At 63.6% G+C, this 23962-nt stretch carries 18 protein-coding genes; 2 read left to right on the top strand and 16 right to left on the bottom strand.

The window, feature by feature from the left end; all coding sequences use genetic code 11:
• Window positions 1-214 precede the first annotated feature (214 nt).
• Both G542_RS0107350 and G542_RS17480 read right to left on the bottom strand, forming a co-directional pair.
• Entirely contained in the window at window positions 215-1534 is a 1320-nt protein-coding gene (locus tag G542_RS0107350; RefSeq protein WP_027823786.1) for a sodium-dependent transporter, read from the bottom strand.
• A gap of 307 nt (window positions 1535-1841) precedes the next feature.
• Window positions 1842-3488, bottom strand: a complete 1647-nt coding sequence (locus G542_RS17480) for a methyl-accepting chemotaxis protein (RefSeq protein ID WP_027823785.1) — start codon at window positions 3486-3488, stop codon at window positions 1842-1844.
• Window positions 3489-3700: 212 nt separating this feature from the next.
• On the opposite strand from G542_RS17480, the gene htpG reads away from it, so the two are divergent.
• Window positions 3701-5599, top strand: a complete 1899-nt coding sequence (htpG, locus tag G542_RS0107340; RefSeq protein WP_012695968.1) for a molecular chaperone HtpG — start codon at window positions 3701-3703, stop codon at window positions 5597-5599.
• Between the two features lie 295 nt (window positions 5600-5894).
• Here htpG and G542_RS0107335 read toward each other — a convergent pair whose 3' ends face one another.
• Window positions 5895-8588 (bottom strand): cation-translocating P-type ATPase, encoded by a 2694-nt coding sequence (locus G542_RS0107335; protein ID WP_027823784.1) that lies wholly within the window; start codon window positions 8586-8588, stop codon window positions 5895-5897.
• A gap of 215 nt (window positions 8589-8803) precedes the next feature.
• On the opposite strand from G542_RS0107335, the gene G542_RS0107330 reads away from it, so the two are divergent.
• Window positions 8804-9637 carry a universal stress protein gene (locus G542_RS0107330; RefSeq protein WP_027823783.1) on the top strand — a complete coding sequence of 278 codons (834 nt, stop codon included), beginning with the start codon at window positions 8804-8806 and terminating at the stop codon, window positions 9635-9637.
• Window positions 9638-9889: 252 nt separating this feature from the next.
• On the opposite strand, the gene G542_RS0107325 is transcribed toward G542_RS0107330, so the two are convergent.
• From G542_RS0107325 to grxD, 13 genes are all read right to left on the bottom strand, one after another.
• Window positions 9890-11512 carry a BCCT family transporter gene (locus G542_RS0107325; RefSeq protein ID WP_027823782.1) on the bottom strand — a complete coding sequence of 541 codons (1623 nt, stop codon included), beginning with the start codon at window positions 11510-11512 and terminating at the stop codon, window positions 9890-9892.
• 66 nt (window positions 11513-11578) lie between these two features.
• Complete coding sequence (locus G542_RS0107320; protein WP_012695975.1) at window positions 11579-12355, bottom strand: creatininase; 777 nt, start codon at window positions 12353-12355, stop codon at window positions 11579-11581.
• 46 nt (window positions 12356-12401) lie between these two features.
• The gene (locus tag G542_RS0107315) at window positions 12402-13382 is read right to left on the bottom strand and encodes a DMT family transporter (RefSeq protein WP_012695976.1); all 981 of its coding nucleotides are present in this window, start codon (window positions 13380-13382) and stop codon (window positions 12402-12404) included.
• A 572-nt stretch (window positions 13383-13954) separates the two neighbouring features.
• Window positions 13955-14920: a helix-turn-helix domain-containing protein gene (locus tag G542_RS17475; RefSeq protein ID WP_012695979.1), complete on the bottom strand. Its 966-nt coding sequence runs from the start codon at window positions 14918-14920 to the stop codon at window positions 13955-13957.
• Between the two features lie 201 nt (window positions 14921-15121).
• Window positions 15122-16504 carry a class II fumarate hydratase gene (locus G542_RS0107305; protein ID WP_027823780.1) on the bottom strand — a complete coding sequence of 461 codons (1383 nt, stop codon included), beginning with the start codon at window positions 16502-16504 and terminating at the stop codon, window positions 15122-15124.
• A gap of 38 nt (window positions 16505-16542) precedes the next feature.
• Window positions 16543-17223 (bottom strand): Fe2+-dependent dioxygenase, encoded by a 681-nt coding sequence (locus G542_RS0107300; RefSeq protein ID WP_012695981.1) that lies wholly within the window; start codon window positions 17221-17223, stop codon window positions 16543-16545.
• Window positions 17224-17280: 57 nt separating this feature from the next.
• Window positions 17281-19452, bottom strand: coding sequence for a TonB-dependent receptor (locus G542_RS16260; RefSeq protein ID WP_034985273.1), 2172 nt, complete (start codon window positions 19450-19452; stop codon window positions 17281-17283).
• A gap of 166 nt (window positions 19453-19618) precedes the next feature.
• On the bottom strand, window positions 19619-20029 hold the full coding sequence (locus G542_RS0107290; protein WP_027823779.1) for an ExbD/TolR family protein: 411 nt from the start codon (window positions 20027-20029) through the stop codon (window positions 19619-19621).
• A complete protein-coding gene (locus tag G542_RS0107285) occupies window positions 20016-20690 on the bottom strand; it encodes a MotA/TolQ/ExbB proton channel family protein (RefSeq protein WP_027823778.1) in 675 nt (224 codons plus the stop codon). Before G542_RS0107285 ends, G542_RS0107290 begins: the two co-directional genes overlap by 14 nt.
• Window positions 20691-20696: 6 nt before the next feature.
• The gene (locus G542_RS0107280) at window positions 20697-21398 is read right to left on the bottom strand and encodes an energy transducer TonB (RefSeq protein WP_027823777.1); all 702 of its coding nucleotides are present in this window, start codon (window positions 21396-21398) and stop codon (window positions 20697-20699) included.
• 122 nt (window positions 21399-21520) lie between these two features.
• Window positions 21521-22762, bottom strand: a complete 1242-nt coding sequence (locus G542_RS0107275; RefSeq protein WP_012695986.1) for a uracil-xanthine permease family protein — start codon at window positions 22760-22762, stop codon at window positions 21521-21523.
• Between the two features lie 94 nt (window positions 22763-22856).
• Complete coding sequence (gene upp / locus G542_RS0107270; RefSeq protein ID WP_012695987.1) at window positions 22857-23489, bottom strand: uracil phosphoribosyltransferase; 633 nt, start codon at window positions 23487-23489, stop codon at window positions 22857-22859.
• 124 nt (window positions 23490-23613) lie between these two features.
• On the bottom strand, window positions 23614-23940 hold the full coding sequence (gene grxD, locus G542_RS0107265; protein WP_012695988.1) for a Grx4 family monothiol glutaredoxin: 327 nt from the start codon (window positions 23938-23940) through the stop codon (window positions 23614-23616).
• Window positions 23941-23962 lie beyond the last annotated feature (22 nt).

The following is a 23962-nucleotide window of genomic DNA, read 5'->3' as shown; positions in this document are numbered from 1 at the left end:
TGACCGCCAGCTGCCGAAAGATCGGCAACAGTGCAGGCTGTTACCAGCAGCCATGCCGGGCGTCTGCCGGTGATTGCGGACCAGCGGCCGCCAGCCGGTTCCGGCAGGCCGCACATGGCGACCGGGAAGCCCCGGGCCGGGGCCCGGCGCCGCGGCTTGTGTCCACGACGCCCGCTGGCGACCCCGGTGCGGAGCGTACCGGTTGCCCTCCCGGTTACAGGTTCTTCAGCAGGATGATGGCAATGGCCGTCGGTGCCAGTACCCGGCAGCTCCACTTCAGGCCCGACAGGGCCAGCGGCGGCAAGGCACTCTGCGAAGCGATCACCGGCCATACGCGCCAGCCGGCAAACAGCGTCACGCCGATGCCGCCCAGCGGCATCATCACGTTCGATACGCTGTAGTCCATCACGTCGAAAATCGACTTGCCGAACCACTGCACGTCCGCCAGCGGGCCGAACGACAGCGCTGCCGGAATGCCGCAAACGAACACGGCCAGCGACAGGCCCAGGATCACCGGCTGGCGTTTCCAGCCGAATTCGTCGAGGAACAGGGTGGCGATCAGCTCCAGGATCGACACCGATGACGTCAGGGCGGCAACGGCCAGCAGGGCAAAGAACAGCACGGCAAACACCTGGCCGAACGGCAGGCTGGCAAACACCACCGGCATGGTCATGAACGTCAGTCCCGGGCCGGCGGCCGGATCGAGCCCGAAGGCAAACAGTGCCGGAAAGATCATCAGGCCGGACAGGATGGCCACGAGGCACGACAGCCCCACCACCCAGGCGGCCGAGCGCAGGACCGGGGTTTCGCGCTTGACGTACGAGCCGTAGGCAATCATGCCGCCGGTGCCCAGCGACAGCGAAAACAGCGCCAGCCCCAGGGCATCCACCACCATCGCCGGTGTCAGCTTGCTGAAGTCCGGTTGCAGGAAGGCCACGACGCCGGCCCAGGCGCCGGGCAGGGTCAGCGAGCGGGCGATCAGGATCAGCATCATCGCCAGCAGGCAGGGCATCAGCAGCTTGCTGGCGCGTTCGATGCCGGCTTCGACACCGGCAATCACGATGGCGAGCGTGGCGAGGATGAAGGCTCCGTGACTGGCGACCGGCCACAACGGATGCGAGACATAGTTGGCGAAGCCGGCCTGCAAGGCTGCGGCATCGGTGGTCAGGATCTCGCCTTCCAGCGCCAGCAGCAGGTAGCCGAAAGTCCAGCCGCCCACCACGCTGTAAAAGCTGTAGAGCACGAAGCCCGCCACGATGCCCATGAGGCCGATCAGGGGCCAGGCGCCGCCGGCGAGCCGGCGGAACACGCCGACCGGGCCGGTCTGGGCGGTCCGCCCCAGCGTGAATTCGACCATCATCTGCGCCAGGCCCAGGGTGAAGCTGAACAGCAGGAACAGCAGCAGGAACACGCCGCCGCCGTTCATGGCCGTGACGTAGGGAAACTTCCAGATGGCGCCAAGGCCGATGGCCGAGCCGGCGGCGGCAAAGATGAAGCCGAAACGGGAGCCCCAGCTGGAGCGGGTGGTCGTCATGAATGGTCCTTTCTGGCAAATCAAAAACGCATCCGCCGTCCGGGCTGGCGTTCCTGAAATGCATCAGGCCGCCAGTCTGGCGGCCTGAGAGCGGGAAGTGCCGGTGGGTTGAACCTAGCTGCACGTCATCGCCGCGACCGCCTCGGGGCAGTCACGGTAATAGCGGGTGGCGTAGGCAAACGGTCGACAAGTCAACATAGTTTCAGCACTTTGCATGGCGTATTGCATGAAGTCAACGATCTCATGCTGTTTTGATGATTTTGTGCAGAATGTTGTCCGTTATCGATGGTTTGGTCTCGCCGGCAGGTCAAAGCCGGAAAAATGCCACCTGTTCGTCCAGCTGGTTGGCAATCCGGGTCAGGTCGTTTGTCTGCTCGCGTACCGACTGCATGGCCTGGGCGGTTTCCTCGCTCATCTGCACCGTATGCTCCATGTTGCGGGCGATGTCGGTGCTGGCCGTGCGCTGCTCGGAAATCGAATGGGACAGGCCGTCGATCTCCTCGCCGGCCCGCACGGCACCGTCGTGGATTTCCTGGAAAATCCGGGCCACTTCGCCGGCATGCTGATGGTTGACGTCCAGTGCTTCGATGCCCTTTTGCACCATGCTGTCGAGTGCGGCCGACTTGCTGCCCAGCTCGCGGTTGACGGTGTCGATTTCGGCGGCGGAGCTGGCGGATTTTTCGGCCAGCTTGCGCACCTCGTCGGCCACCACGGCAAAACCGCGGCCGGCTTCGCCCGCCCGTGCCGCCTCGATGGCGGCATTCAGTGCCAGCAGGTTGGTCTGGTCGGCGATGTCACGCACCACGCTGGTCAGCTCGGTAATGGCCTGCGAGCTTTTCACGAAGTCCTGCACCTGGTCGGCCAGATCGTGCACCAGCGATTGCAGCGTGTTCATGCCGCCCTCCAGGTCCGCGACCCGCTGGCCGCCCTGGGTGACGCCGCGGACGCTGTCGCGGGCGTGGTCCCGCACGTGCTCCATGGCATCGGTGACGGCACTGATGCTGACGGTCAGCTGCTCGATGGCAGCGGCCGATCCACTGGCTGCGTCGGCCTGCGTCTGGCTGGCCCGGTGCACCTGGGCGGTGGTCGAGCTCAAGGACTCGGCCAGCTGGCGCGAGCTGGCCACGCCGTCGCGCATGACGCTGACCGTTTCGCGCAGTTTCTGCACCATGTGTCCCAGTGTATTGAGCAACTGGGCGGTTTCGTCCTGCCGCTGCGGCGGATTGATGGTGATGCCGAGGTTGCCGCCGGCAACGGTGTCAGCGGTGCTGACGGCTTCGGACAGCGGCTGCACGATCGAGCGGGTCAGGCGCCAGGCAAAGAGGGAGCCGAAAACAATGCTCAGCAGCGTGGCGACGCCCAGGACCATCAATGCCTGCTGGTAGGCCGCGGCGGACTGCTGGCTGTCTTCCTTGTTGGAGTCGATCTGGATGGTCATCAGCGCATCCAGGGCATTGACCAGTTCGGTCTGGCGCGCGTCCAGTTCGGTATGCAGGAGTTCGGCCGCTGCGGCCTGATTGCCGGCTTCGGTCTGGCTGAAGATGCGGTCGCGGGTTTCCAGATAGCCTTTGCCGGCCGCTTCAAGCCGGCTCAGGCCCTGGCGTTCGCTTTCCAGTCCGTCGGGGCCGAAAAAACGTTCGCGCAGTGCGGTCTGGTTCTCAAAGTATGTCTGGCGTGCGGCAAGGATGGTTTGCCGGATGCGCGAACGCTCTGCCGGCGGGGCGTTCACGAACAGGTTGAGTGCGAGGAAGGCGTGGCTGTTGGCGCTCTGCATCCTGGTCAGCACCTCCATGTTGGGAGCACTGACATCGGTGATGGTGCGCATTTCCTCGCCCATGCTGTACATGCCGCGCCAGCCGCTGAAGGCGATCATGACGATCAGCAACAACAGCAAGGCAAAGCCTGCGGACAGACGTGCCCCGATGCGCCACTGGGTGGGTTGTAAAGCGGTCATGGAGACAGACTCCCTTGGTAAGGGTGGGGTTGAGACGGTTATTTAAGAAGATTATCGTGAAATATTAATATATTGTTTGATAAGGCGCATTCGTCATTAACATTGTTGATATCAGTGCTGACTGGCGGTCATTCGGCGGCAGCGGGAGATTGAAACCTGGAAAAACCGCCCCATTTCGGAGTACATCGTGAACCACTCTCTTTTGTGTTGCCATGAGCCAGAAAGAAACCCTTGGTTTTCAGACCGAAGTCAAACAGCTCCTGCACCTGATGATCCATTCCTTGTATTCCAACAAGGAAATCTTCCTGCGCGAACTGGTGTCGAACGCCTCCGATGCCGCTGACAAGTTGCGTTTCGAAGCCATTGCCGACCCGGCACTCTTCGAGCAGGACAGCGATCTCCGGATCCGCCTGAACTTCGACAAGGACGCCCGCACCCTCACCATCGCCGACAACGGCATCGGCATGAGCCGGGAAGAGGTGATCGAGCACATCGGCACCATCGCCAAGTCCGGCACCCGCGCCTTCTTCGAAAAACTGACCGGTGACGCCCAGAAGGACGCCAACCTGATCGGCCAGTTCGGCGTCGGTTTTTATTCCGCCTTCATCGTGGCCGACAAGGTCACGCTGGAAACCCGCCGCGCCGGCCTGCCCGCCGACGCCGGCGTGCGCTGGGAATCGGCCGGCGAAGGTGACTACACCCTCGAAGCCATCGACAAGTCCGCGCGCGGCACCGTCATCACCCTGCACCTGCGCGAAGGCGAGGACGATTTCCTCAACGACTGGCGCCTGCGTTCCATCCTGCGCAAGTACTCCGACCACATCGCCATCCCGATCGAAATGCCCAAGGCTGCGGGCTACGACGAAGACGGCAACGTGAAGCAGGAAGAAGGCTTCGAGGTGGTCAACCAGGCGTCCGCCCTGTGGGCCCGCTCGAAGAACGACATTAGCGACGAGCAGTACCGCGAGTTCTACAAGCACGTCGCCCACGACTTCGAAGACCCGCTGGCATGGAGCCACGCCCGCGTCGAAGGCCGCCAGGAATACACCGAGCTGCTGTACATCCCGGCCAAGGCACCGTTCGACCTGTGGGACCGCGAGCGCAAGCACGGCATCAAGCTCTACGTGCGCCGCGTGTTCATCATGGACGACGCCGACAAGCTGATGCCGCTCTACCTGCGCTTCGTGAAGGGTGTCATCGACTCGGCCGACCTGCCGCTCAATGTCAGCCGCGAACTCCTGCAAGGCAGCAAGGACATCGACGCCATCCGCGCCGGCTGCGTCAAGAAGGTGCTGGGCGTACTGGAAGACCTCGCCGAAAACCAGCCGGAAAAATACGCCACCTTCTGGAGCGAGTTCGGTAACGTGCTCAAGGAAGGCGTTGGCGAAGACTTTGCCAACAAGGAACGCATCGCCAAGCTGCTGCGCTTTGCCTCCACCCATGCCGACACCACCGAGCAGGGCGTCAGCCTCGCCGACTACGTCAGCCGCATGAAGGACGGTCAGGACAAGATCTACTTCATCACTGCCGACAGCTTTGCCGCGGCCAAAAACAGCCCGCACCTCGAAATCTTCCGCAAGAAGGGCGTGGAAGTGCTGCTGCTGACCGACCGCGTGGACGAATGGGTGACCGGCAACCTGACCGAATTCGACGGCAAGCCGCTGATGTCGGTCGCCAAGGGCGCGCTGGATCTGGGCAAGCTGGAAGACGAAGCCGAAAAGGCCGAGCAGAAAGCGGTCGAGGAAACCCTCAAGCCGCTGGTCGACAAGGTGCAGGGCGCGCTGACCGGACAGGTGCGCGAAGTGCGCGTCACCCATCGCCTGACCGATTCGCCGGCATGTCTGGTGGCTGACGAGCATGACATCAGTGGCCACCTCGAGCGCCTGTTGAAATCGGCCGGCCAGAAGGTCGAGCACAAGAAGCCGATCCTTGAGCTTAACCCGACCCACCCGCTGGTGAAGAAGCTGGATGCCGAATCCGACATGAGCCGCTTTGACGAACTGTCGCGCGTGCTGTTCGACCAGGCCTTGCTGGCCGAAGGCGGCCAGCTCGACGACCCGGCGAGCTTCGTGCGCCGCATCAACCACCTGATGCTGGAAATGGCCGCCTGATCCGGCTCTTTTCCCGTCAGTTCACCACGCCGGCACGCTCTGCCGGCGTGGTGTTTTTTTGGGCCGCCGGTGCGTCCCCGCTCCCGGACGACCGGCATGCGTCCTGTCCGGGTCTCGTTCCTGCCGGCAGGACGGAAACGCAGCCATTGCAGAACCAGATGTCACGGGCCGCCCTTCAGGCCGGGCCGGTGTGGCAGTAACCGCGACCGGATGTGGCAAGGTCCGGAGCTTCCGGCAGAAGCCGGTGCCGACGTACCGGAACCGATGACCACCCAGGAGGGGGTGCGCTGCGGCCTTAGCCGCGCCGGCGGCACCAGGCCTTGTCGGCCTCGACGATCAGGAAGGTCAGCACGGCCGACAGTCCCACCATCAGCCAGTCGCCACCATCCAGCGCCTGCGTGGTGAACAGCCGTTGCAGGGGCTGCCAGTAGGTAAAGGCCAGCTGCAACAGCAGCAGCACGCCGATCGCCACCCAGGTTGGCCGGGTGGCCCGCAGGGCGGTCAGGCCGAGTGCGGAGCGGATGCCGGTACGGGTGTTGAACAGATAGGCGATTTCCACCGCCACCATGCAGTTGACTGCCAGCGTACTGGCGTGCGCGACCGGCAGGCCGCGCCACAGTGCCCACAGATAGAGCAGGAACGGGAACACCACCATCAGCAGGCCGACCAGCAGCAGCCGGCGCACGAACACCGTATCGATCAGTCCGGCGCCGGGCGCCCGCGGCGGCCGCTGCATCACGCCGTCCTCGGGCGGCTCGAAAGCCAGCGTCAGCGCCAGCGTGACGGCGGTGACCATGTTGATCCACAGGATCTGTACCGGCGTGATCGGCAGCGGTACACCGGCCAGGATGGCGGCGATGATGATGGCTGCCTCGCCGACATTGGTCGGCAGGATGAACAGGATGGCTTTTTTCAGGTTGTCGTAGACCGTGCGCCCCTCGCGCACCGCACGGGCGATCGAGGCAAAGTTGTCGTCGGTGACCACCATTTCCGCCGCTTCCTTGGCCGCTTCGGTGCCCTTGCCGCCCATGGCCACGCCGACGTCGGCGCGCTTGAGCGCCGGTGCGTCGTTGACACCGTCGCCGGTCATCGCCACCACGGCGCCGGTGTGTTGCAGCGCGCCGACGAGGCGCAGCTTGTGTTCCGGGCTCATGCGGGCAAACACGTCCACCTCGCACACGGTCCGTTGCAGCGCCGCGTCGTCCAGCCGGTCGATGTCCTGGCCGGTGAGCGCCTGGCGGCCGTCACCGATGCCCAGCCTGAGGCCGATGGCGCGCGCGGTGGCGGCGTGGTCACCGGTAATCATCTTGACCCGGATGCCGGCGCTGTGACATTCGCTGACGGCATCGGCAGCTTCCTGGCGCGGCGGGTCGATCAGCCCGACCAGACCCAGCAGCACCAGCCCGTCGCGGGTATCGGCAAAATCCAGCTGGTCGTGGCCGCCGCTCTGGTAACGCATGGCGATGGCCAGAACCCGGAAGCCGTCATCGGCCAGCGCCTCGGCCCGTGCCTGCCACGCCGCCCGGTCGAACGGCCGGCTGCCGGCGCTGCTCCACTCGGTCCCGGCGCGCTCCAGGATCACCTCGGGTGCGCCCTTGACCAGGATCAGCCGCCGGCCGCTGGCGTCACGGTGCAGCGTGGCCATGAAGCGGTGTTCGGATTCAAACGGGATGGCATCGAGGCGCGGCAGGGTCTGCATCACGTCGGCCCACGGCAGGCCGGCCTTGTGCGCCAGGGTCAGCAGCGCGCCCTCGGTCGGATCGCCGAGCATTTCCCAGCCGGCCTCGTTCTGCCGCAGGGTGGCGTCGTTGCACAGTGCAATGGCGGTCAGGAACCGGTCGAGGGCGGCATTGTCGCCGTGGCACACCGGCTGGCCGGCGTGCAGCAGCTGGCCGTCCGGTGCATAGCCCTGGCCGGTGACGCTGATGTCGCAGTCGGCGGTCAGGATGCGGCCGGCCGCCATTTCGTTGCGGGTCAGCGTGCCGGTCTTGTCGGTGCAGATCACCGTCACTGCACCCAGGGTTTCCACGGCCGGCAGCCGGCGCATGATGGCGCGCTGGCGGGCCATGCGCTCGACGCCGATGGCCAGCGTGATGGTGACGATGGCCGGCAGCCCTTCGGGAATGGCGGCCACCGCCAGTCCGACGCCGATCATCAGCACCTCGCCCCAGCCGTAGCCGCGCCACAGCACGCCGGCAAGCATGGTGGCCAGCGCGGTCAGGCCGATGGCCAGCGTCAGCCAGCGGGCAAACTGGTCCAGCTGGCGCGTCAGTGGTGTGCTGCCGGTTTCCACCGTGTTCAGCAGCGTGTTGATGTGGCCGATTTCGGTGGCCGAGCCGGTGGCGACCACCACGCCGCGGGCCTGGCCGTACGTGACCAGCGTGCCGGAGTAGGCGAGGCAGGCGCGCTCGGCCAGCGGCGCGTCGGCGGCACAGGCGGCTGCCTGCTTGTCCACCGGCACCGATTCGCCGGTCAGCGTGGCCTCGTCGATGCGCAGGGCGCGCACGGCCAGCAGACGCAGGTCGGCCGGCACCTTGTCGCCGGCTTGCAGCAGCACGATGTCGCCGGGAACCAGTCCGGCGGCGTCGATTTCCTGGCGCTGGCCGGAACGGATGACCGTGGCGTGCAGCGCCAGCATGTCGCGGATGGCAGCCAGCGCCTGTTCGGCCCGGCCCTCCTGCAAGAAGCCGATGACGGCGTTGATGACCACTACGCCGGCAATCACTGCGCTGTCGACCCAGTCCTGCAACAGCAGCGTGACCAGCAGCGAGCCCAGCAGGACGTAGATCAGCAGGTTGTGGAACTGGAGCAGGAAGCGTTGCCAGGCGGGGCGGCCTGCGGCCTGCGGCAGCAGGTTGGGGCCGTGGCGCTGCTGGCGGCGGCCGGCTTCGGCAGCGTCCAGCCCTTCGTCGCGGCTGTCGAGCGCATTCAGGGTGGCTTCGGGGTCAAGCGCGTGCCAGACCGGCTGGCTGGAAGGGGGATTCGACATGCCGCAACCTCCGGGGATGATGGCCATGCCTGCATTAAAAACCGTGACCGCAGGTCTGTCCTTGATACGTGGCAGACGCCCGGCCGATCCGGCATGACCCTCGGGATTGTTTTGTTTTTAGTCAATCTCAAGGTCATTTATGGCGCCGGGGCATGGATTGGCGGCGGGTTTATGGAATAGTCTCAAAACAGGACGGTTCATTTTGGAGGCACACCATGCTCAAACGCATTCTGGTCGCTTTGGATACCACGCATCCCACTCCGGCTCCCCAGGCCACGGCTTTCTGGCTGGCGCACCGCATGCAGGCAGAGGTCAACGCCGTGGTACTGGTCGATGCTTCCCCGCTCAGCAGCGGTGAAGCCGTGCCGGCCGGCGGACTGGGATTCCGGCAGGCCCGCGACCGGCAGCGCGAGGCGCACTGGCACGAAGAGGCCGACGCCGACCTGCTGGCGATCCGGTGCAGCGCCCTGAACGAAGGGCTGACGCTGACCGGTGACTGCCTGTTCAGCCAGAATCCGGCGCAGGACCTGTCCCGCCGCGCCCTCGGGCACGACCTGGTGGTGGTGGCGCAGAATGCCACGCTGGGTAGCGACGACATGCGCTGGATCGAAAGCTATCTCGACAACGCTCCGCGTCCGCTGCTGGTGGTGCCGCCAGCCATGCCGCTGGTCAGCGAAGGCACCATCCTGCTGGCCTACGACGGCAGTGCCAACAGTGCGCGCGCCCTGCAACAGCTGGTGCATCTGGGGCTGGGCGCCGGGCAGGCGCTGCGGGTGGTGTCGATCAGCCAGACGCAGGCCGAAGCCGACCGGCTGGCGCAGGAAGGTGCGGCCTATCTGGCCGCCCACGGGCTGAACGTCCGGCCGCAAGGGCTGGTGGTCGGCCAGAAGCAGCCGGCCGAACTCATCAACACGCTGGCGGTCAGCCTGGACGCCAGCCTGCTGGTGCTGGGGGCATTCGGCCACCGCAGCTGGAAAACCCGCCTCTTTGGCTCTACCACCCGCATCCTGATCCGCCAGAGCACCGTACCGGTTATGCTGTGCCATTGAGGCCGGCGGCCGGGGCGTCATGATGGCGGGCAGGCTGCCGTTGCGGGGCTCCGGACCGGGCAGGCCTGCGGCAGTATCCGCCGGAAAGCCGGTGGGCCGCTGTGGCCGTCAGCCGGCCGTGGTCCGCGTAGACTGGCTGCCCGGCTGCCTGTGCTCCGGTGGGCGATCGCTGCCGGTTCAGGGTGATCCGCTGGCTGCGGAATGACGAAAACCCCGCCTGTTGGCGGGGTTTTTTGCGGGTGACTGCTTCTGTCAGCGGCTCATCCGGTCCTGCGACAGGATGAACGTGCCCGGCAGCCGGTCGTTGATCAGGTTGTGGATGAAGTTGTAGATCATCAGCAGGCAGATGAACGAGAACGGCAGTGCACCGAGGATGGCGCCGGTCTGGATGGTAGCCAGGGCTGCGGTGCCGCCCAGGCTCAGCAGGACCAGCGTGATGCTGCCGATGGCGGCAACCAGCATGACCTTGAACCAGGCCGACGGATGGTCGCTGGGCGACACGAAGTGCGCCAGCGCATGGATGCCGGAATCCAGTGAAGTGATGTAGTAGGTGGCAACCAGCACGGTGGCAATCACCAGCAGCGCCAGCCGGACCACGGACCAAGACACGTTGCCGAACAGGGCAAACAGGCCGCTGGCGATGTCGCTGTTGACCGCTGCACTGATGGTGCCGCCCTGGTTGAGGTCGAAATAGATGGCGCTGCCGCCCATGATGGCAATCCAGATGATCACGATCAGCGACGGAATCACCACCACGCCGAGGATGAAGTCACGGATGGTGCGGCCGTGCGAGATGCGGGCGATGAAGGCCCCGACAAACGGCGAGAACGACAGGCTCCATGACCAGATGAACACCGTCCACCAGCCGTTCCAGCTCTCCTTCCAGTGGCCAAAGCCGGTGACCTGCAACTGGGCGTCGGTCCACAGGCCCATGGCAAACAGGTTGCTCAGGTAGGTGCCGATCGATTCCGGAATCAGTGACAGCAGGTACAGGGTCGGGCCGAACACGAACATGCCGGCCATCAGCACCAGACTCAGGCTGGTGTTGAGTTCGCTGATGATCTTCATGCCCTTGTTGACGCCGATGAACACCGACATGGCAGTAAAGCAGGTCAGCGTGACCACGATCACCGACTTGACGATGGCAGTAGAGCCGATGCCACTGATGAAATCGAGGCCGCTGTTGAATTGCAGCGCAGCAAAGCCGAAAGAGGTCGACAGGCCCAGCACGGTGGCGAGGATGGCCAGGGTTTCGATTAGCAGGCCGCTGGAGCGGCGGCAGCACGCCGGCAGGCAGTCGATGCAGGCGTCACGGAAAGTCAGGGGCTTGTTGCGGTTGTAAAAAGAGTACGCCAGACACAGGGCGACAATGCAGTAGATGGCCCAGGCGTGGATGGCCCAGTGGAAATAGCCCCAGCTCATGGCGGTGTTGACGCCGCGCGCACCGCCGTCAGGAGCCAGCGGATTGCTCTGGTACAGCATGATCGGCTCGGCCACGCTCCAGAAAATCAGGCCGATGCCCTGACCACAGGCAAACAGCATGGAATACCAGGCAAAGCGGCCATAGGTCGGGCGGGCCATGTCGCCACCGATGCGGATCTGGCCAAAGCGGCCGAAAGCCAGCCAGATGCACAGGCCCAGCGCCGAGGTGGCAAACAGGGCGTAATACCAAGTGAAGTGGATGGTAACGAAGCTGCGCAGCGAATCAATGATGGCGCCGGCGGTATCCGGAAACCCCAGGGCGCTTCCGATAATGGCCACAACGGCGATCAGGCAGACCGTCTTGATGACGAGCGAGTCGGTTTCCCGGGCCCGGGTTTCGATTTCCTGGTCGTCGGCAAAAGCCGACTCCGGAAACTGCGTTTTGCTTGACATGATGTCCTCCGCGTCTGGCGCTAAGACAAAAAAGGCCAGGGTCAAACCTGGCCTTGGATACGGGGCTTAGTGGACAAACTCCCGTTTGATGGCGCTGACAATTCCGGCGGTACATGTATCCAGCAGAATCTTGCCTTTCTCAGGCGTTGATTTTGCCGCTGAAGACAGGCAACCGGAAGGCGGAGTCAGCTCGGGTTTGATCGGGAACACATCGTAGTTGGGCAAAACGGCCGGATCGCCGTGGTCCACCCGCTCCATGTCCACGTATTCGGGGAACAGGTGCAGCATCAGCGAGGTTTCCATCACGCCGCCGTGCTCCAGGTCCCAGCCGGTAAAGCCTTCCGGATACAGCTTCTCGATGGTGGACTCGTCCACGAAGTCCCAGTACGACAGCATCATCACCTTGACGTCCGGGATGCCTTCCCAGCGCAGCTCGCGCAGGGCGAGGTCAATGCCCTCGATCAGGAAGTAGTTGTTTTCGTAGTGGCCGTTGACGAAAGCAAAGCGGCGGAAACCGTGGCGGACGAACTCGCGGATCAGCGTGTGCGAAATGTCGGTCAGTGTCTGGCCGTCAAGGCTGGTGGTGCCGCACAGGTGGTGGCCGCCACCCGAGCGCTGCTGCGACTTGTAGCCGTACATGATCGGCGGGGCCACGAGGCCGTTGATCTGGCCGGCCACGATTTCCGACACCTTGGTCGGCAGCAGTACGTCAACGTTCATCGACATGTGCGGACCGTGCTGTTCGATGGCTCCCACCGGGATCAGCAGCACCCGGCCTTCATCGTGCGCAGCGGCGCGGTAGGTGAAGCTGTCGAGTTCATACATGTGGACGCTGGATTTCATGGTTTTTCTCCTGAATTCGGGTCGTATGTCGAGGACTGGTCCAGCCTCAGATCGGTTTGATTTCTTCGAGCTTGGTCTTGTGGCCCATCTCGCTTTCCGGCAACGGTTCGATGTGCACCGTGCGGGTACTGAAGAAGATCTGGCTCACACCGCCGATGACGATCAGCGATCCGCCGAGGGCCTGCATCATCGACAGGCTTTCGGAGAAGAACGCCATGCCGAGGATGGTGGCCATGATGGTTTCCTGGTACGAGATGCAGGCAAGCTCGCCGGCCAGCAGCCACTTGGACGCCACGGTCAGGAAGAAGAAGGCACCAAAACCGGTAATCAGGGCAGCGGTGATCAGCATGAACCACGAGAAGCCGTCCATGCGCGACAGGTCCGGAGTCCAGTACAGCAGGAACAGGCCGATGGTCAGGGAGGCGAACACGAAGTTGTAGAACGAGCGCACGTCGCTGGGAACATCAGTGCGATAGCGGCTGAAGAACAGGAACAGGCCGTAGGCGACACCCGACAGCAGGGCAACCAGGTTGCCGGCCGTGTATTTCGGATCCAGGTCAAGGCCGATGGTCAGGCCGTTGCCGGACGAGTAGTTGATGATGCCGACGATCATCAGGCAGCCAAAGAACACGGCAGCCAGCGAGGCGGCAGTAGCCTTGGTGAAAGGTTCCTTGAGGAAGAACGTGGCCAGGATGGTCGAGTACACCGGTCCGGTGTAGATCAGGAAGGCCGCGTTGGAGAGCGTGGTCATCTGGGTCGACATCACGTACAGCATCGACAGCAGGCCGAGGAAGATGCCCGACAGCAGCACGCCCCAGGAAAAGCGGGTTTCCCTGACGGCGCCGAAGCGGCGCATGGCCAGCAGGATGAAGAACATGCAGATCAGCCCGGAGAAATTGCGGGCAAAAGAAATGACGTCACCTGATGTATTGATGTAGCGCGCAAAAGCGCCGATACCGCCCATCAGGCTGGAAGACAAGAACATGAAGGCAAAGCCTTTGATCTTGAGTGATTTTGCTGAATCCATGATGCACCTCTGGGAAAACTGAATAAAGCCCGTGAATGTTGTTTCAAAGGGGATGGGCTATATTCGAAAGCCGTTCGGGATGCCGATATTTTGCTTGCTGGAATAGCGGGGCCAAAAATGGTCGGCAACTCGTTTGAGATAATCCATACAGGATCCTTTGGCTGCGTGACGGCCCTAATTACAAACATTTCCGGTTGTTCGGGAAATGCAGGTTAATGTCAAAGACTGACATTTTTGTATCAACACAACCGGGGCAGATGCTGGGAATGGCGGATTTGGTGCAGGAAATGACAGAATTGTTTCAGCATTGTTTTATCGGGTCAGATGCTGGCATATTCGTGTCATTGTGTGGTGATTCTTGAGAATTGTTGTTTTGTTTCAGTTGGTGATACAAATGAATCAAGTGCTTTTTGCCGGGTTTTGAATGAAAAAAATGCCTGCTAGTATGGCAGGCATGCAGTTGGCTGGCGGGATTGGTCGGCCAGGTTCTTTGACAATAAAGTGATGGTTTTTTGCTTTCCGGATTTTGCTGGCAGTAATGCCGGTTTTAAATCCGGCAGGCTGGTTCAGTACTAGCGGTATAAAGGCATGTCGTGATCGTCCGAATACAGCGCGTCATTTTCCGTACGGGGGAAATCCAGCGGATTGTCGCGGAATTCCTTCGGAGTTGTTCCGGTCAGCTGTTTGAATACTTTTGTAAAATGGGACGGGGAAGAAAATCCGAGCTGGTAGGAAATGGCCTGGATTGACATGTCCGGTTCCTGCAAATAACAGCAGGCCGATTTTACCTTTTTCTCCAGCAGCCAGGTGTGGAAAGAAACACCGAAATGCTTTTTGAAGAAACGGCAGAAGGTGGATTTGGACATGTTGAACTGCTGTGCCAGTTCATCCAGGTTGATGTCGATGCCCGGATTGTTGTCCACCATGTCATTGAGGGTGGCGCACAGGTTCATTTCCCGCGTGGTTTTCTTGTTGGGCACCATCCATTCATCACTGGGCCGCTCCTGGCACAGGATGTCGATGACGTGGACGATGTCGCTGAAATTGCGCAGGGTGTATTCGTTGCCGATCCGGTCGATGATTTCCGCAAGCTGGGTGGCGGTTTCGTTCAGGTACACGCGGCCGTTGGAGCCGATCTGGTAAAAATGCTCGATCTGCGGAGCGTATGGCGTGTTGGCCAGCATCAGGTAGAGTTTTTGCAGATTGATTTTCAGCGTGGTGCGCCGGTCGTCAGTGTTTTCTGCTTCGATGTGGTGGGCAATGAAAGGCGGGATCAGCAGGATTTCCCCGGGCCAGACATGGATGGGGTCGGCAGTGTCGATGGTGACGCTTATGGGATTGTCCTGAGGCAGGATCAGTTCGATGAAGTTGTGATAGTGCGGAGGCGTGTTCTGTTCGCTTTCCTTCAGGAACAAGACGATTTCCTGCCGCTGGTACAGCTCGAACTTCATGGCAACACCCGGAGAACGCTTGCCGGTGCGGGCTGACAGCGCCAGTCGCGGCAAAAACACGGGCAGATTGTAATGGATAACCAGCATGCCGGATTTGGCCGGCAAAAAAATTTGTAGCAACAGGCAAAAAACCGTCACACGGGCGCCATGGCATCTTAAGCCCGGCGCAACGCAAAGGGCGTATCACGTTTTTGACTCCGGGAGCCGGGAGGGGGATCGGCTCACGCCACAGGGAACCCGGGCCTCGGCAACGAGGCCCGGGGTGGCGTTTTTCCTGTCGGCGACGCGCTAGCCGCGCCGCTGGGCCTCCGCCAGCCAGCGGCTGAAATCGGTTTCGGCCACCTGTCCGAAACCGGTGGCCGCCTCGCGCAGGGTCAGCCCGTTTTCGTGGGCATGGCGGGCAATCGCCGCCGCCCGTTCGTAGCCGATGTGCGGCGTGAGCGCGGTGACCCGCATCAGTGAAGCCTCCAGCCACTGTGCCAGCCGGGCTGGATCAGGCCGGCAACCTTCCACCAGATAACGTCCGAAGCTCGTCATGCCGTCGGCCAGAAGACGCAGCGACTGCAACAGGTTGTGGATGATCAGCGGCTTGTAGACGTTCATTTCCAGCCAGCCCGAGGCATTGCCCAGCGTCACGGCCATGTCGTTGCCCATCACTTGCAGCGCCAGCATGGTCAGGGCCTCGCACTGGGTCGGGTTGACCTTGCCGGGCATGATCGATGATCCCGGCTCGTTGGCCGGCAGCTGCAATTCGGCCAGACCGCAGCGCGGCCCGCTGGCCAGCAGGCGGATGTCGTTGGCAATCTTGAACAGGGAACCTGCCAGCGTACGCAGCGCGGCCGACAGTCGCACCAGCGCATCGTGCGCGCCCTGGGCGGCAAAACGGTTGGCCACCGGCCGCAGGGGCAGGCCGGTTTCCGCCGCCAGGCGGGCAATCACTTCGTCGGCAAAGCCGGGCGGTGCGTTGATGCCGCTGCCAACCGCCGTGCCGCCCAGCGTCAGCTCGTGCAGGACCGGCTGCACATGCGCCAGATCGGCCATGGCCGCTGCCAGCATGGCGGCGTAGCCTGACCATTCCTGCCCCAGCGTCAGCGGTGTGGCATCCATCAGGTGCGTGCGGCCGGTTTTCCACAGATCGTTCCATTCCGCCGCCCTGGTGGCCACGACATCGTGCAGCCGGGCCAGCGCCGGCAGCAACTGCCCGGCCAGCAGCGTGGCGGCAGCCAGATGCATGGCGGTGGGAAAGGTGTCGTTGGTGGACTGGGCCAGATTGACGTGGTCGTTCGGATGCAGCGGCCGGTGGCTGCCAGGGAGCTGGCCGGCCAGCTGGCTGGCGCGGTTGGCGATCACCTCGTTGACGTTCATGTTGAACGGCGTGCCGCTGCCGCTGTTCCAGACCGAGAGGGGAAACTCGTCGTCCCAGCGGCCGGCCAGCAGTTCGTCGCAGACGGTGACGATGGCGGCTGCCTGTTCGGCGTCCAGCCGGCCGGCTTCACCGTGGACGATGGCGCAGGCGCGCTTGATGCGGGCGTAGGCCCGGATCATGTCTGCCGGCAGGCGCTCCGTGCCGATGTCAAAGTGCAGCAGCGCCCGCTGGGTCTGTGAGCCCCAGAGCCGGCCGGAGTCGATTTCCACCGGGCCGAGGCTGTCGTGTTCGATACGGGTTGGCATGGCTGGTCCTCCCGGAAACAGGCCGTGCGCGGGCCGGTCTAGACCTCGGCCCACAGCCGCAGGAGGTTGTGGTAGGCCGAAGTCAGCCCCACCAGTTCTTCGGTGTCGCCGTGGCGCTCGCGCAGGCGCTGGATGTTCATGTCCATGTCGAAGAGTAGCGTGCGCCGTGCGTCTTCGCGCACCAGGCTCTGGATCCACATGAACGATGCCACGCGCGCGCCGCGGCTGACCGGCTCGACCCGGTGCAGGCTGGTCGAGGGATAGACCACGATGTCGCCCGCCGGCAGCTTGACGCTGTGCACTCCGTAGGTGTCCTCGACGACCAGTTCGCCACCGTCGTATTCGTCCGGATCGGACAGGAACAGGGTGGCCGACACGTCAGTACGCACGGCATCGGTCGTGCCGGGCAGGTAGCGCAGGGCGTTGTCGACATGGTTGCCGAAGTTCATGCCGCCTTCGTAGCGGTTAAAGAGCGGCGGAAAAAACCGTTTGGGCAGGGCGGCGGAAAAGAACAGCGGGTGCTGGCGCAGGGTCTGCTCCACCTGCGCCGACAGTTCCTGCGCTACCGGGCTTGATTGCGGCAGTTGCAGGTTGCGCTTGACCTGTGCCGACTGGCTGCCGGCGGTGATGCGGCCGTCGGCCCAGTCGGCAGCATCAAGTCGGGCGCGGCAGGCGCGAACCTGTTCACGGGTCAGGACATGGGGAATGTGCAGCAGCATGGCGGTTCCTTGCAGCCGGGGCCGGCCGTCAGCGCAGGGCGACGGCCGGCCGGGGCCTTACAGTTTGAAATTGACGGTCAGGCGGGCCGAGCGGGCCGTGCCGGGTACGGCGTGACCGCGGTACAGACCTTCATACCAGGTGGTGTCGGTCAGGTTGTAGACATTGAGCTGTGCTTCCCAGCTGCGGGTTTCGTAGCCGATCATGCCGTCCCAGCGGATGTAGCCCGGCAGCGAATTGGCACCACTCAGCGTCGGCTGGGCCCAGCGCCGGCCGACGGCATTCAGGCCGCCGCCGATTTTCCAGCCCTCGGCAAACTTGTAGGTGGTCCACAGGTTGTAAGTGTGTTTGGGAGCATTTTCCGGCCGCTGGCCGACCTTGAAGGCATCGTTGCCGACGGCCCTGGTGATTTTCGGGTCCATGATGGCGGCACCGGCAAACACCTGCCAGTTGGCAGTCAGCCGGCCGGCGATTTCGAATTCCACCCCGTCGGTGCGGCGGGCACCGGACAGCAGGTATTCGTCCGGGCTGGCATCGGTATCGGTGTTGCGCTCGTTGGTCTTTTCGGTACGGAACACGGCCGTACGCAGCAGCAGGTCACCGTCCAGCAGGTCCCATTTGGCGCCGATCTCGATGTTGCGGTTCTTTTCCGGTGGCGTGTTACTGCCCTTCGGGTCCAGCGAATAGGCCTCGCCCGACGGGTTGAACGACGTGCCGAAGGCTGCGTAGTACGACTGTGATTCGCTCGGCTGCCACAAGGGGCCGATGCGGTAGCTCAGCACGCTGTCCTTGCGCGTGTAGTGCTCGGTGACGGGCGTGGTGCCGGATACGGTCATGCGCGTGTAGTCACCGTCAAAGCGGTCCCAGCGGGCGCCGAGCAGCAGCTTCCATTCGGGCGTGAATTCGATCATGTCCTGCAGGTAGACCGCCAGCGTGTCGACGGTGAACTCGGTCTGGCCGGTGATCACCGGCGTCGGGTCGGACGGCCGCAGGTTGTGGTCGGGATTGCCGACCGTGCCGCCGGTCAGGTTGGCGCCGCTCTTGTGCCGCCAGCTGGTGACGTCCGAGGTTTCACGGCCGATTTCGGCGCCGGTGAGGATGTTGTGGGTCAGCGGGCCGGTAAAGAGCTTGAAGTTGAAGTCGGTCTGGTTGCTCCAGATGTCCAGCTCGCCCAGCCGGGTCTTGTGTTCCAGCTTCATCGGCGTGTTGTCGGTCGGGGCACCGGCCGCATTCAGCCGTGGTGCACTGGGCATCAGGTCGCGCTCGTACTGGCCGTAGCGCAGGGTGTTCTTGATGCTGGCCGTCGGGCTGAAGCGGTGCTTGACCGTGGCCGTGGCGATCTGGGTGGTGGTGTCTTCGTAGTCGTAGTCCGGCAGGCCGTAGAAGGTGCCGGGCTTGTCGATCGGTTCCTTGGTGACCGGGTTGTACGGCACGCCGTAGTCGGGGACGTTGTTTTCCTTCAGGTAAAAGTACGACAGCTCGACTTCGGTCGGTGTGCCGATGCCCCAGCGGAAGGTCGGCGCCACGCCAAAGCGGTTGAATTCCGGGCCGTCGCGCCAGCTGTCGGATTTTTGTCCCATCAGGTTCAGGCGTACGGCGCTGTTGTCGCCGGTCTGGCGGTTGAGGTCGACAGTGGAGCGGTAATAGTCGTCGGTGCCGACGCTCAGCTCCAGGTCGCTGCGGTCGCCAAGGTGGGCCGACTTGCTCACCTGGTTGATGACGCCGCCGGTCGAGCCGCGGCCGTACAGCATCGACGTGGCGCCGCGCAGGATGTCGACGCGCTCGTAGTTGAAGGTATCGCGGCTGTACTGGCCGGCATCGCGCACGCCGTCTAGGAACAGGTCGGTGGCGACCGAGTAGCCGCGCAGGGTGAAGCTGTCGCCACTGGCACCGCCCTCACCGGCATTGATGGTGAGCCCGCTGACGTTGCGCAGGGCTTCACGCAGGGTGGTGTCCTGCTGGTCGTCCATCAGCTGGCGGGTGATGACGGTGGTGGACTGCGGGATGTCGCGCTGGGCCATCGGCATCTTGCCGACGCTGGTCAGACTGCTGCCGTAGTCGGGATTGTCGGTGCGCTGGCCGGTGACCTTGACCGGTGCCAGCACGGTGTCGCCGGCCGGGGTCTCGGCCAGCGACAGTAATGGTGTACCGGCCAGTGCGCAGGCGACCGTGGCGTGGGCAGGCAGGCGGGCCATGGAGCGGATGGCCGGGGATTCCTTGAGGAATTTCATTGTTTTAAAGACTCGCTAGGGCGGGTTTGCAGACGGGAACCGGAAACGGGCATCAAACGGGCATCCTGCCCGTGGGCTTCAACAGGACATGGGAACTCCTGCCTTGGCGGCATGGCAAAAAAGGGCCGCCCGGTAACAGGCGGCCGACGGGGGCACCGGAGCGGGGCTAGCGGGCTTCGGTGATGAAGCCCAGGCGTTCGACACCGGCGCTGCGGGCCGCCGCCATGACCTGCGCCACGGTGTCGTAGCGGGTGTCGCGGTCGGCGCGCAGCTGGACGGATACGTCCGGCGTGACGGCTACACTGGCGCGCAGGCGTTCGGGCAGGGCGTCCAGCTCCAGCGGGGCGTCGTTCCAGAACAGCTGGCCGGTGGTGTCGAGGGTCAGGCGGATGGCTTCCGGCCGGTCGACATGCTGTTCGGCACTGGCGCGGGGCAGGGCCACGGCCACCGAGTGGGTCAGCAGGGGGGCGGTGACGATGAACACCACCAGCAGCACCAGCATGACGTCCACCAGCGGCGTGGTATTGATCTCGGCCATCGGCGCGTGGCTGTCGCGGCTGAAACTACCGAAGGCCATGTTCGCCTCCGGCAACGGTCAGCAACTGGGCGTGCAGGTCGTGGGCAAAGCTGTCCATGTCCTGTGACAGCACGCGGTTGACGCGGGTGAAGGCGTTGTAGGCCACGACGGCCGGAATGGCGGCAAAAAGGCCGGCGGCAGTGGCTACCAGGGCTTCGCCGATCGGGCCGGATACCGTGCCGATCGAGACCTGTCCTTCGGCCGCAATGCCGACCAGTGCATGGTAAATCCCCCAGACCGTGCCGAAGAGGCCGACAAACGGGGCGATAGAGCCGACGGTGGCCAGCCAGGTCAGGCCGGATTCCAGCCGTCCGGTTTCGCGCGACAGGGCCATGCGGATGGTGCGTACCAGGAATTCGTCCAGTCCGCAGGCGGCACCCAGCGAACGCTGGGCGTGCTGGCGGTAATGGTCGAGTCCTTCGAGGCCGGCGGTGGCGATGCGGGCATGCGGCAGCGGGGAGCCGAGCTGGCCGCGGGCGCTGTCGAGGCTGTCGGCGGCCCAGAACTGCCGGCTCCACTGGCGTGCCTGCCGGCTCAGGCAGGCCAGTACGAGGCTGCGCTGGAGGATCAGCCACCAGCTGCCCAGCGACATGGCCAGTAGCAGGGCAAACACCCCGATCAGGACCGCATCGCCCTGTTGCATAACCAGACTGACATCCATGAAAACTTACCCTTGTAGTGTCTTGAGATTGAAGTGAATGGGGACGATGACGCGGCCGGCGACGGCTTCGCTGCCCCGGCGGGCCGGAACAAAGCGCCAGCGCTTGACGGCCGACAGGGCGGCGCGGTCCAGCCGGGTGAAGCCGCTGGATTCGGCAATTTCGACCTGGCTGGGGGCACCGCTGGCATCTACGGCTACCCGCAGGCGGACTTGGCCGCTTTCGCCCAGTTCCTGTGACAGCGGCGGGTAGGCCGGTGCCGGGTTGGCCAGATAATCGGCAGTAAAAGAAGGCGGTGCTTCATGTGCGCTGCCGTCAGTAGTGCCACGCTGGCTGCCCGGTGCTGCCGGTGCGGAAGAGGTGGCCGGCGCGGATGTGTGGGGGCTGCTGCTGCTTTCGGCCGGTACCGGTGAAGCTGCGGTGTCTTGTGCCGCATGGCTGCGTGGACGGTTTTCCGGACGGGATGGGGTGGCCGCTGCCTGCGTGCGGCTGGTAGCCGGTTTTTGCGGTGTGGCAGGTGCCGGAGCCGGCACACTCGCTGCGGGTGCCGGCTCCGGCGTATCCAGGGACAGCAGTTCGACCTGGGTTGCCTGCGGCATGGCCGGTGCTGCCGTGATGCGGCTGGTGGCGGTTTGCCACAGGGCCAACAACAGCGCGCCGTGCAAAAGCAGGGTGCCGGCGGTGGCGGCAGGGGATGACTTGATATCCATTCTCAAATGCTATCAAGAATGAATGTCATCTGCAACAAGTCAAGTTTGCCGGAATCCGGGCTTGACGAACAAAAAAAGCCGCACGACAGGGCGTGCGGCGCGTGTGCGGAAGGCGCGGAGGGTCAGACGTCCTGGCCTTCGGCAATGCCGTCATGGTGTTTGCCTTGCGGCAGGATCCAGTTGAGCACGATGGCGAGGATCGAGCACAGGCCGACCCCCACGAGGGTGAACGAACCGAGCTTGAGTTCCAGCGCGCCGATGCCGGCAGTCAGCACCACCGACACGATGACCAGGTTTTTCGGTGCCATCAGGTCGGTCTTGGCTTCGATCAGGGTCTTGAGGCCGATCGAGGCGATGGTACCGAACAGCAGCACCATGATGCCGCCCATCACCGGCATCGGGATCGACTGCAACAGGGCGTTGAACTTGCCGAAGAACGCCATGCAGATGGCGAAGACGGCAGCCCAGGTCATCACCACCGGGTTGAAGTTGCGGGTGATCATCACCGCGCCGGTTACTTCGGCATAGGTGGTTACCGGCGGGCCGCCGATCAGGCCGGCCACGCAGACGCCCAGGCCGTCACCGGCCAGCGTGCGGTGCAGGCCCGGCGTCTTGGTGTAGTCCTTGCCGGTCACGCCGGAAATCGCCATCACGCCGCCGATGTGCTCGATGGCCGGGGCAATCGCCACCGGCAGCATGAACAGGGCAGCAGCCCAGTTCACTTCCGGCGTCACGAAATGCGGCACGGCAAACCACGGTGCGTTGGCGATCTTGCCGAAATCCACCAGTCCCATGAAGGCGGCCACGACATAGCCCACGATCACGCCGGCCAGGATCGGCACCAGGCGGAACATGCCGCGGGCGAAGATCGACACCATCACCGTGGTGGCCAGCGAAACGGCTGCCAGCAGGAGGGCGTCAGTGTACGGAATCACCTGTTCGCCACCAGCGCGGCCCATGGCCATGCTGCTGGCCACCGTGGCGACCGACAGGCCGATGATCATGATGACCGGGCCGATCACCACCGGCGGCAGCAGCTTGTTGACGGCATCCATCCCGCGCCAGCGCACCAGCGCGGCAAACACGAAGTACATGAAGCCGGCGGCAAACAGGCCGAACATGGTCGACGGCAGGCCCCAGGTCTGGGTGGCATAGATGATCGGCGCGATGAAGGCGAACGAAGAGCCAAGGAAGATCGGGACCTTGCGGCCGGTGCACAGCTGGAACAGCAGGGTGCCGATGCCGGCTCCCAGAAGTGCCATGGCCGGATTCAGGCCGGTCAGCAGCGGCACCAGCACCAGTGCGCCAAAGGCGACAAACAGGATCTGGGCGCCCGCGACCGCCTGCTTGAGGTGGTTGAGCATGGATATTTCCCCTTTGATGAAAATCTGGATTCAGGTTTTTTCGCAAAAAAGGACGATCCGTTCCGGATCGTCCTGTGTATTGGCCCGCATGGTCTTAGCTGTGCTTGGTGCCAAAAATCTTGTCGCCGGCATCACCCAGCCCCGGGATGATGTAGCCCTGCTCGTTCAGGTGGCTGTCGAGCGAAGCGGTAAACACCGGCACGTCCGGGTGGGCTTCGTTGACGACCTTGATGCCCTCGGGAGCCGCCACCATCACGATGGCCCGGATCGACTTGCAGCCCTTGCGCTTCAGGAGGTCGATGGTGGCCACCATCGAGCCGCCGGTGGCGAGCATCGGGTCGATGATGAGGGCGATGCGCTCGTCAAGAGAGTCAACGAATTTGTCGAAGTACGGTACCGGTTCCAGCGTTTCTTCGTTGCGGTAGAGGCCGACCACGCTGATCTTGGCTGACGGCACGAGGTCGAGCACGCCGTCGAGCATGCCCAGACCGGCGCGCAGGATCGGCACGACCGTGACTTTCTTGCCCTTGATCTGCTGGACTTCGATCTTGCCGCACCAGCCGTCGATGGTGATCGGCTCCAGTTCGAAGTCGCGGGTGGCTTCATAAGCCAGCAGGCGGGCGAGTTCGTGGGTGATGGTACGGAACTTGTTGGTGCTGATGTCGCCTTCGCGCAGCAGACCCAGCTTGTGCTGCACCAACGGATGATTGACGACGGTGAGATTCATTTTCCTTGCCCCGGATGTGACGACGGCAGCGTTAGCGCTGCCGGGTCGGAGTAATCATGTTTCAGGCTCGGGGGCGAATTGTAGTCACAAAAAGTTATGCCGAGCGAATATTGTGACGGACGTTTTAATGCCCGGCCAGTGCCTCGGCCACCAGTGGCTGCAGTTCGCCCGACTGGAACATCTCGGTCATGATGTCCGAGCCGCCGATGAATTCACCCTTGATGTACAGCTGCGGAATGGTCGGCCAGCCGGAAAAGTCCTTGATGCCCTGGCGGATCTCCGGATCTTCCAGCACGTTGAAGGTCACCGGGCGGTCAACGCCACAGGCCTTGAGGATCTGCACCGCCCGGGCCGAGAAGCCGCATTGCGGAAACTGGGCCGAGCCCTTCATGTAAAGCACAACCGGATTGTCGGTGATCTGCTGGCGGATTTCGGCGGTGACGTCGCGCATGACGGCTCTCTCGCGATAAAGT

It is taken from the genome of Laribacter hongkongensis DSM 14985 (genome assembly GCF_000423285.1).
GTDB lineage: Bacteria > Pseudomonadota > Gammaproteobacteria > Burkholderiales > Aquaspirillaceae > Laribacter > Laribacter hongkongensis.
The sequence above is the reverse complement of the archived record's forward strand: the minus strand, read 5'-3'. Positions and strand labels throughout refer to the sequence as shown.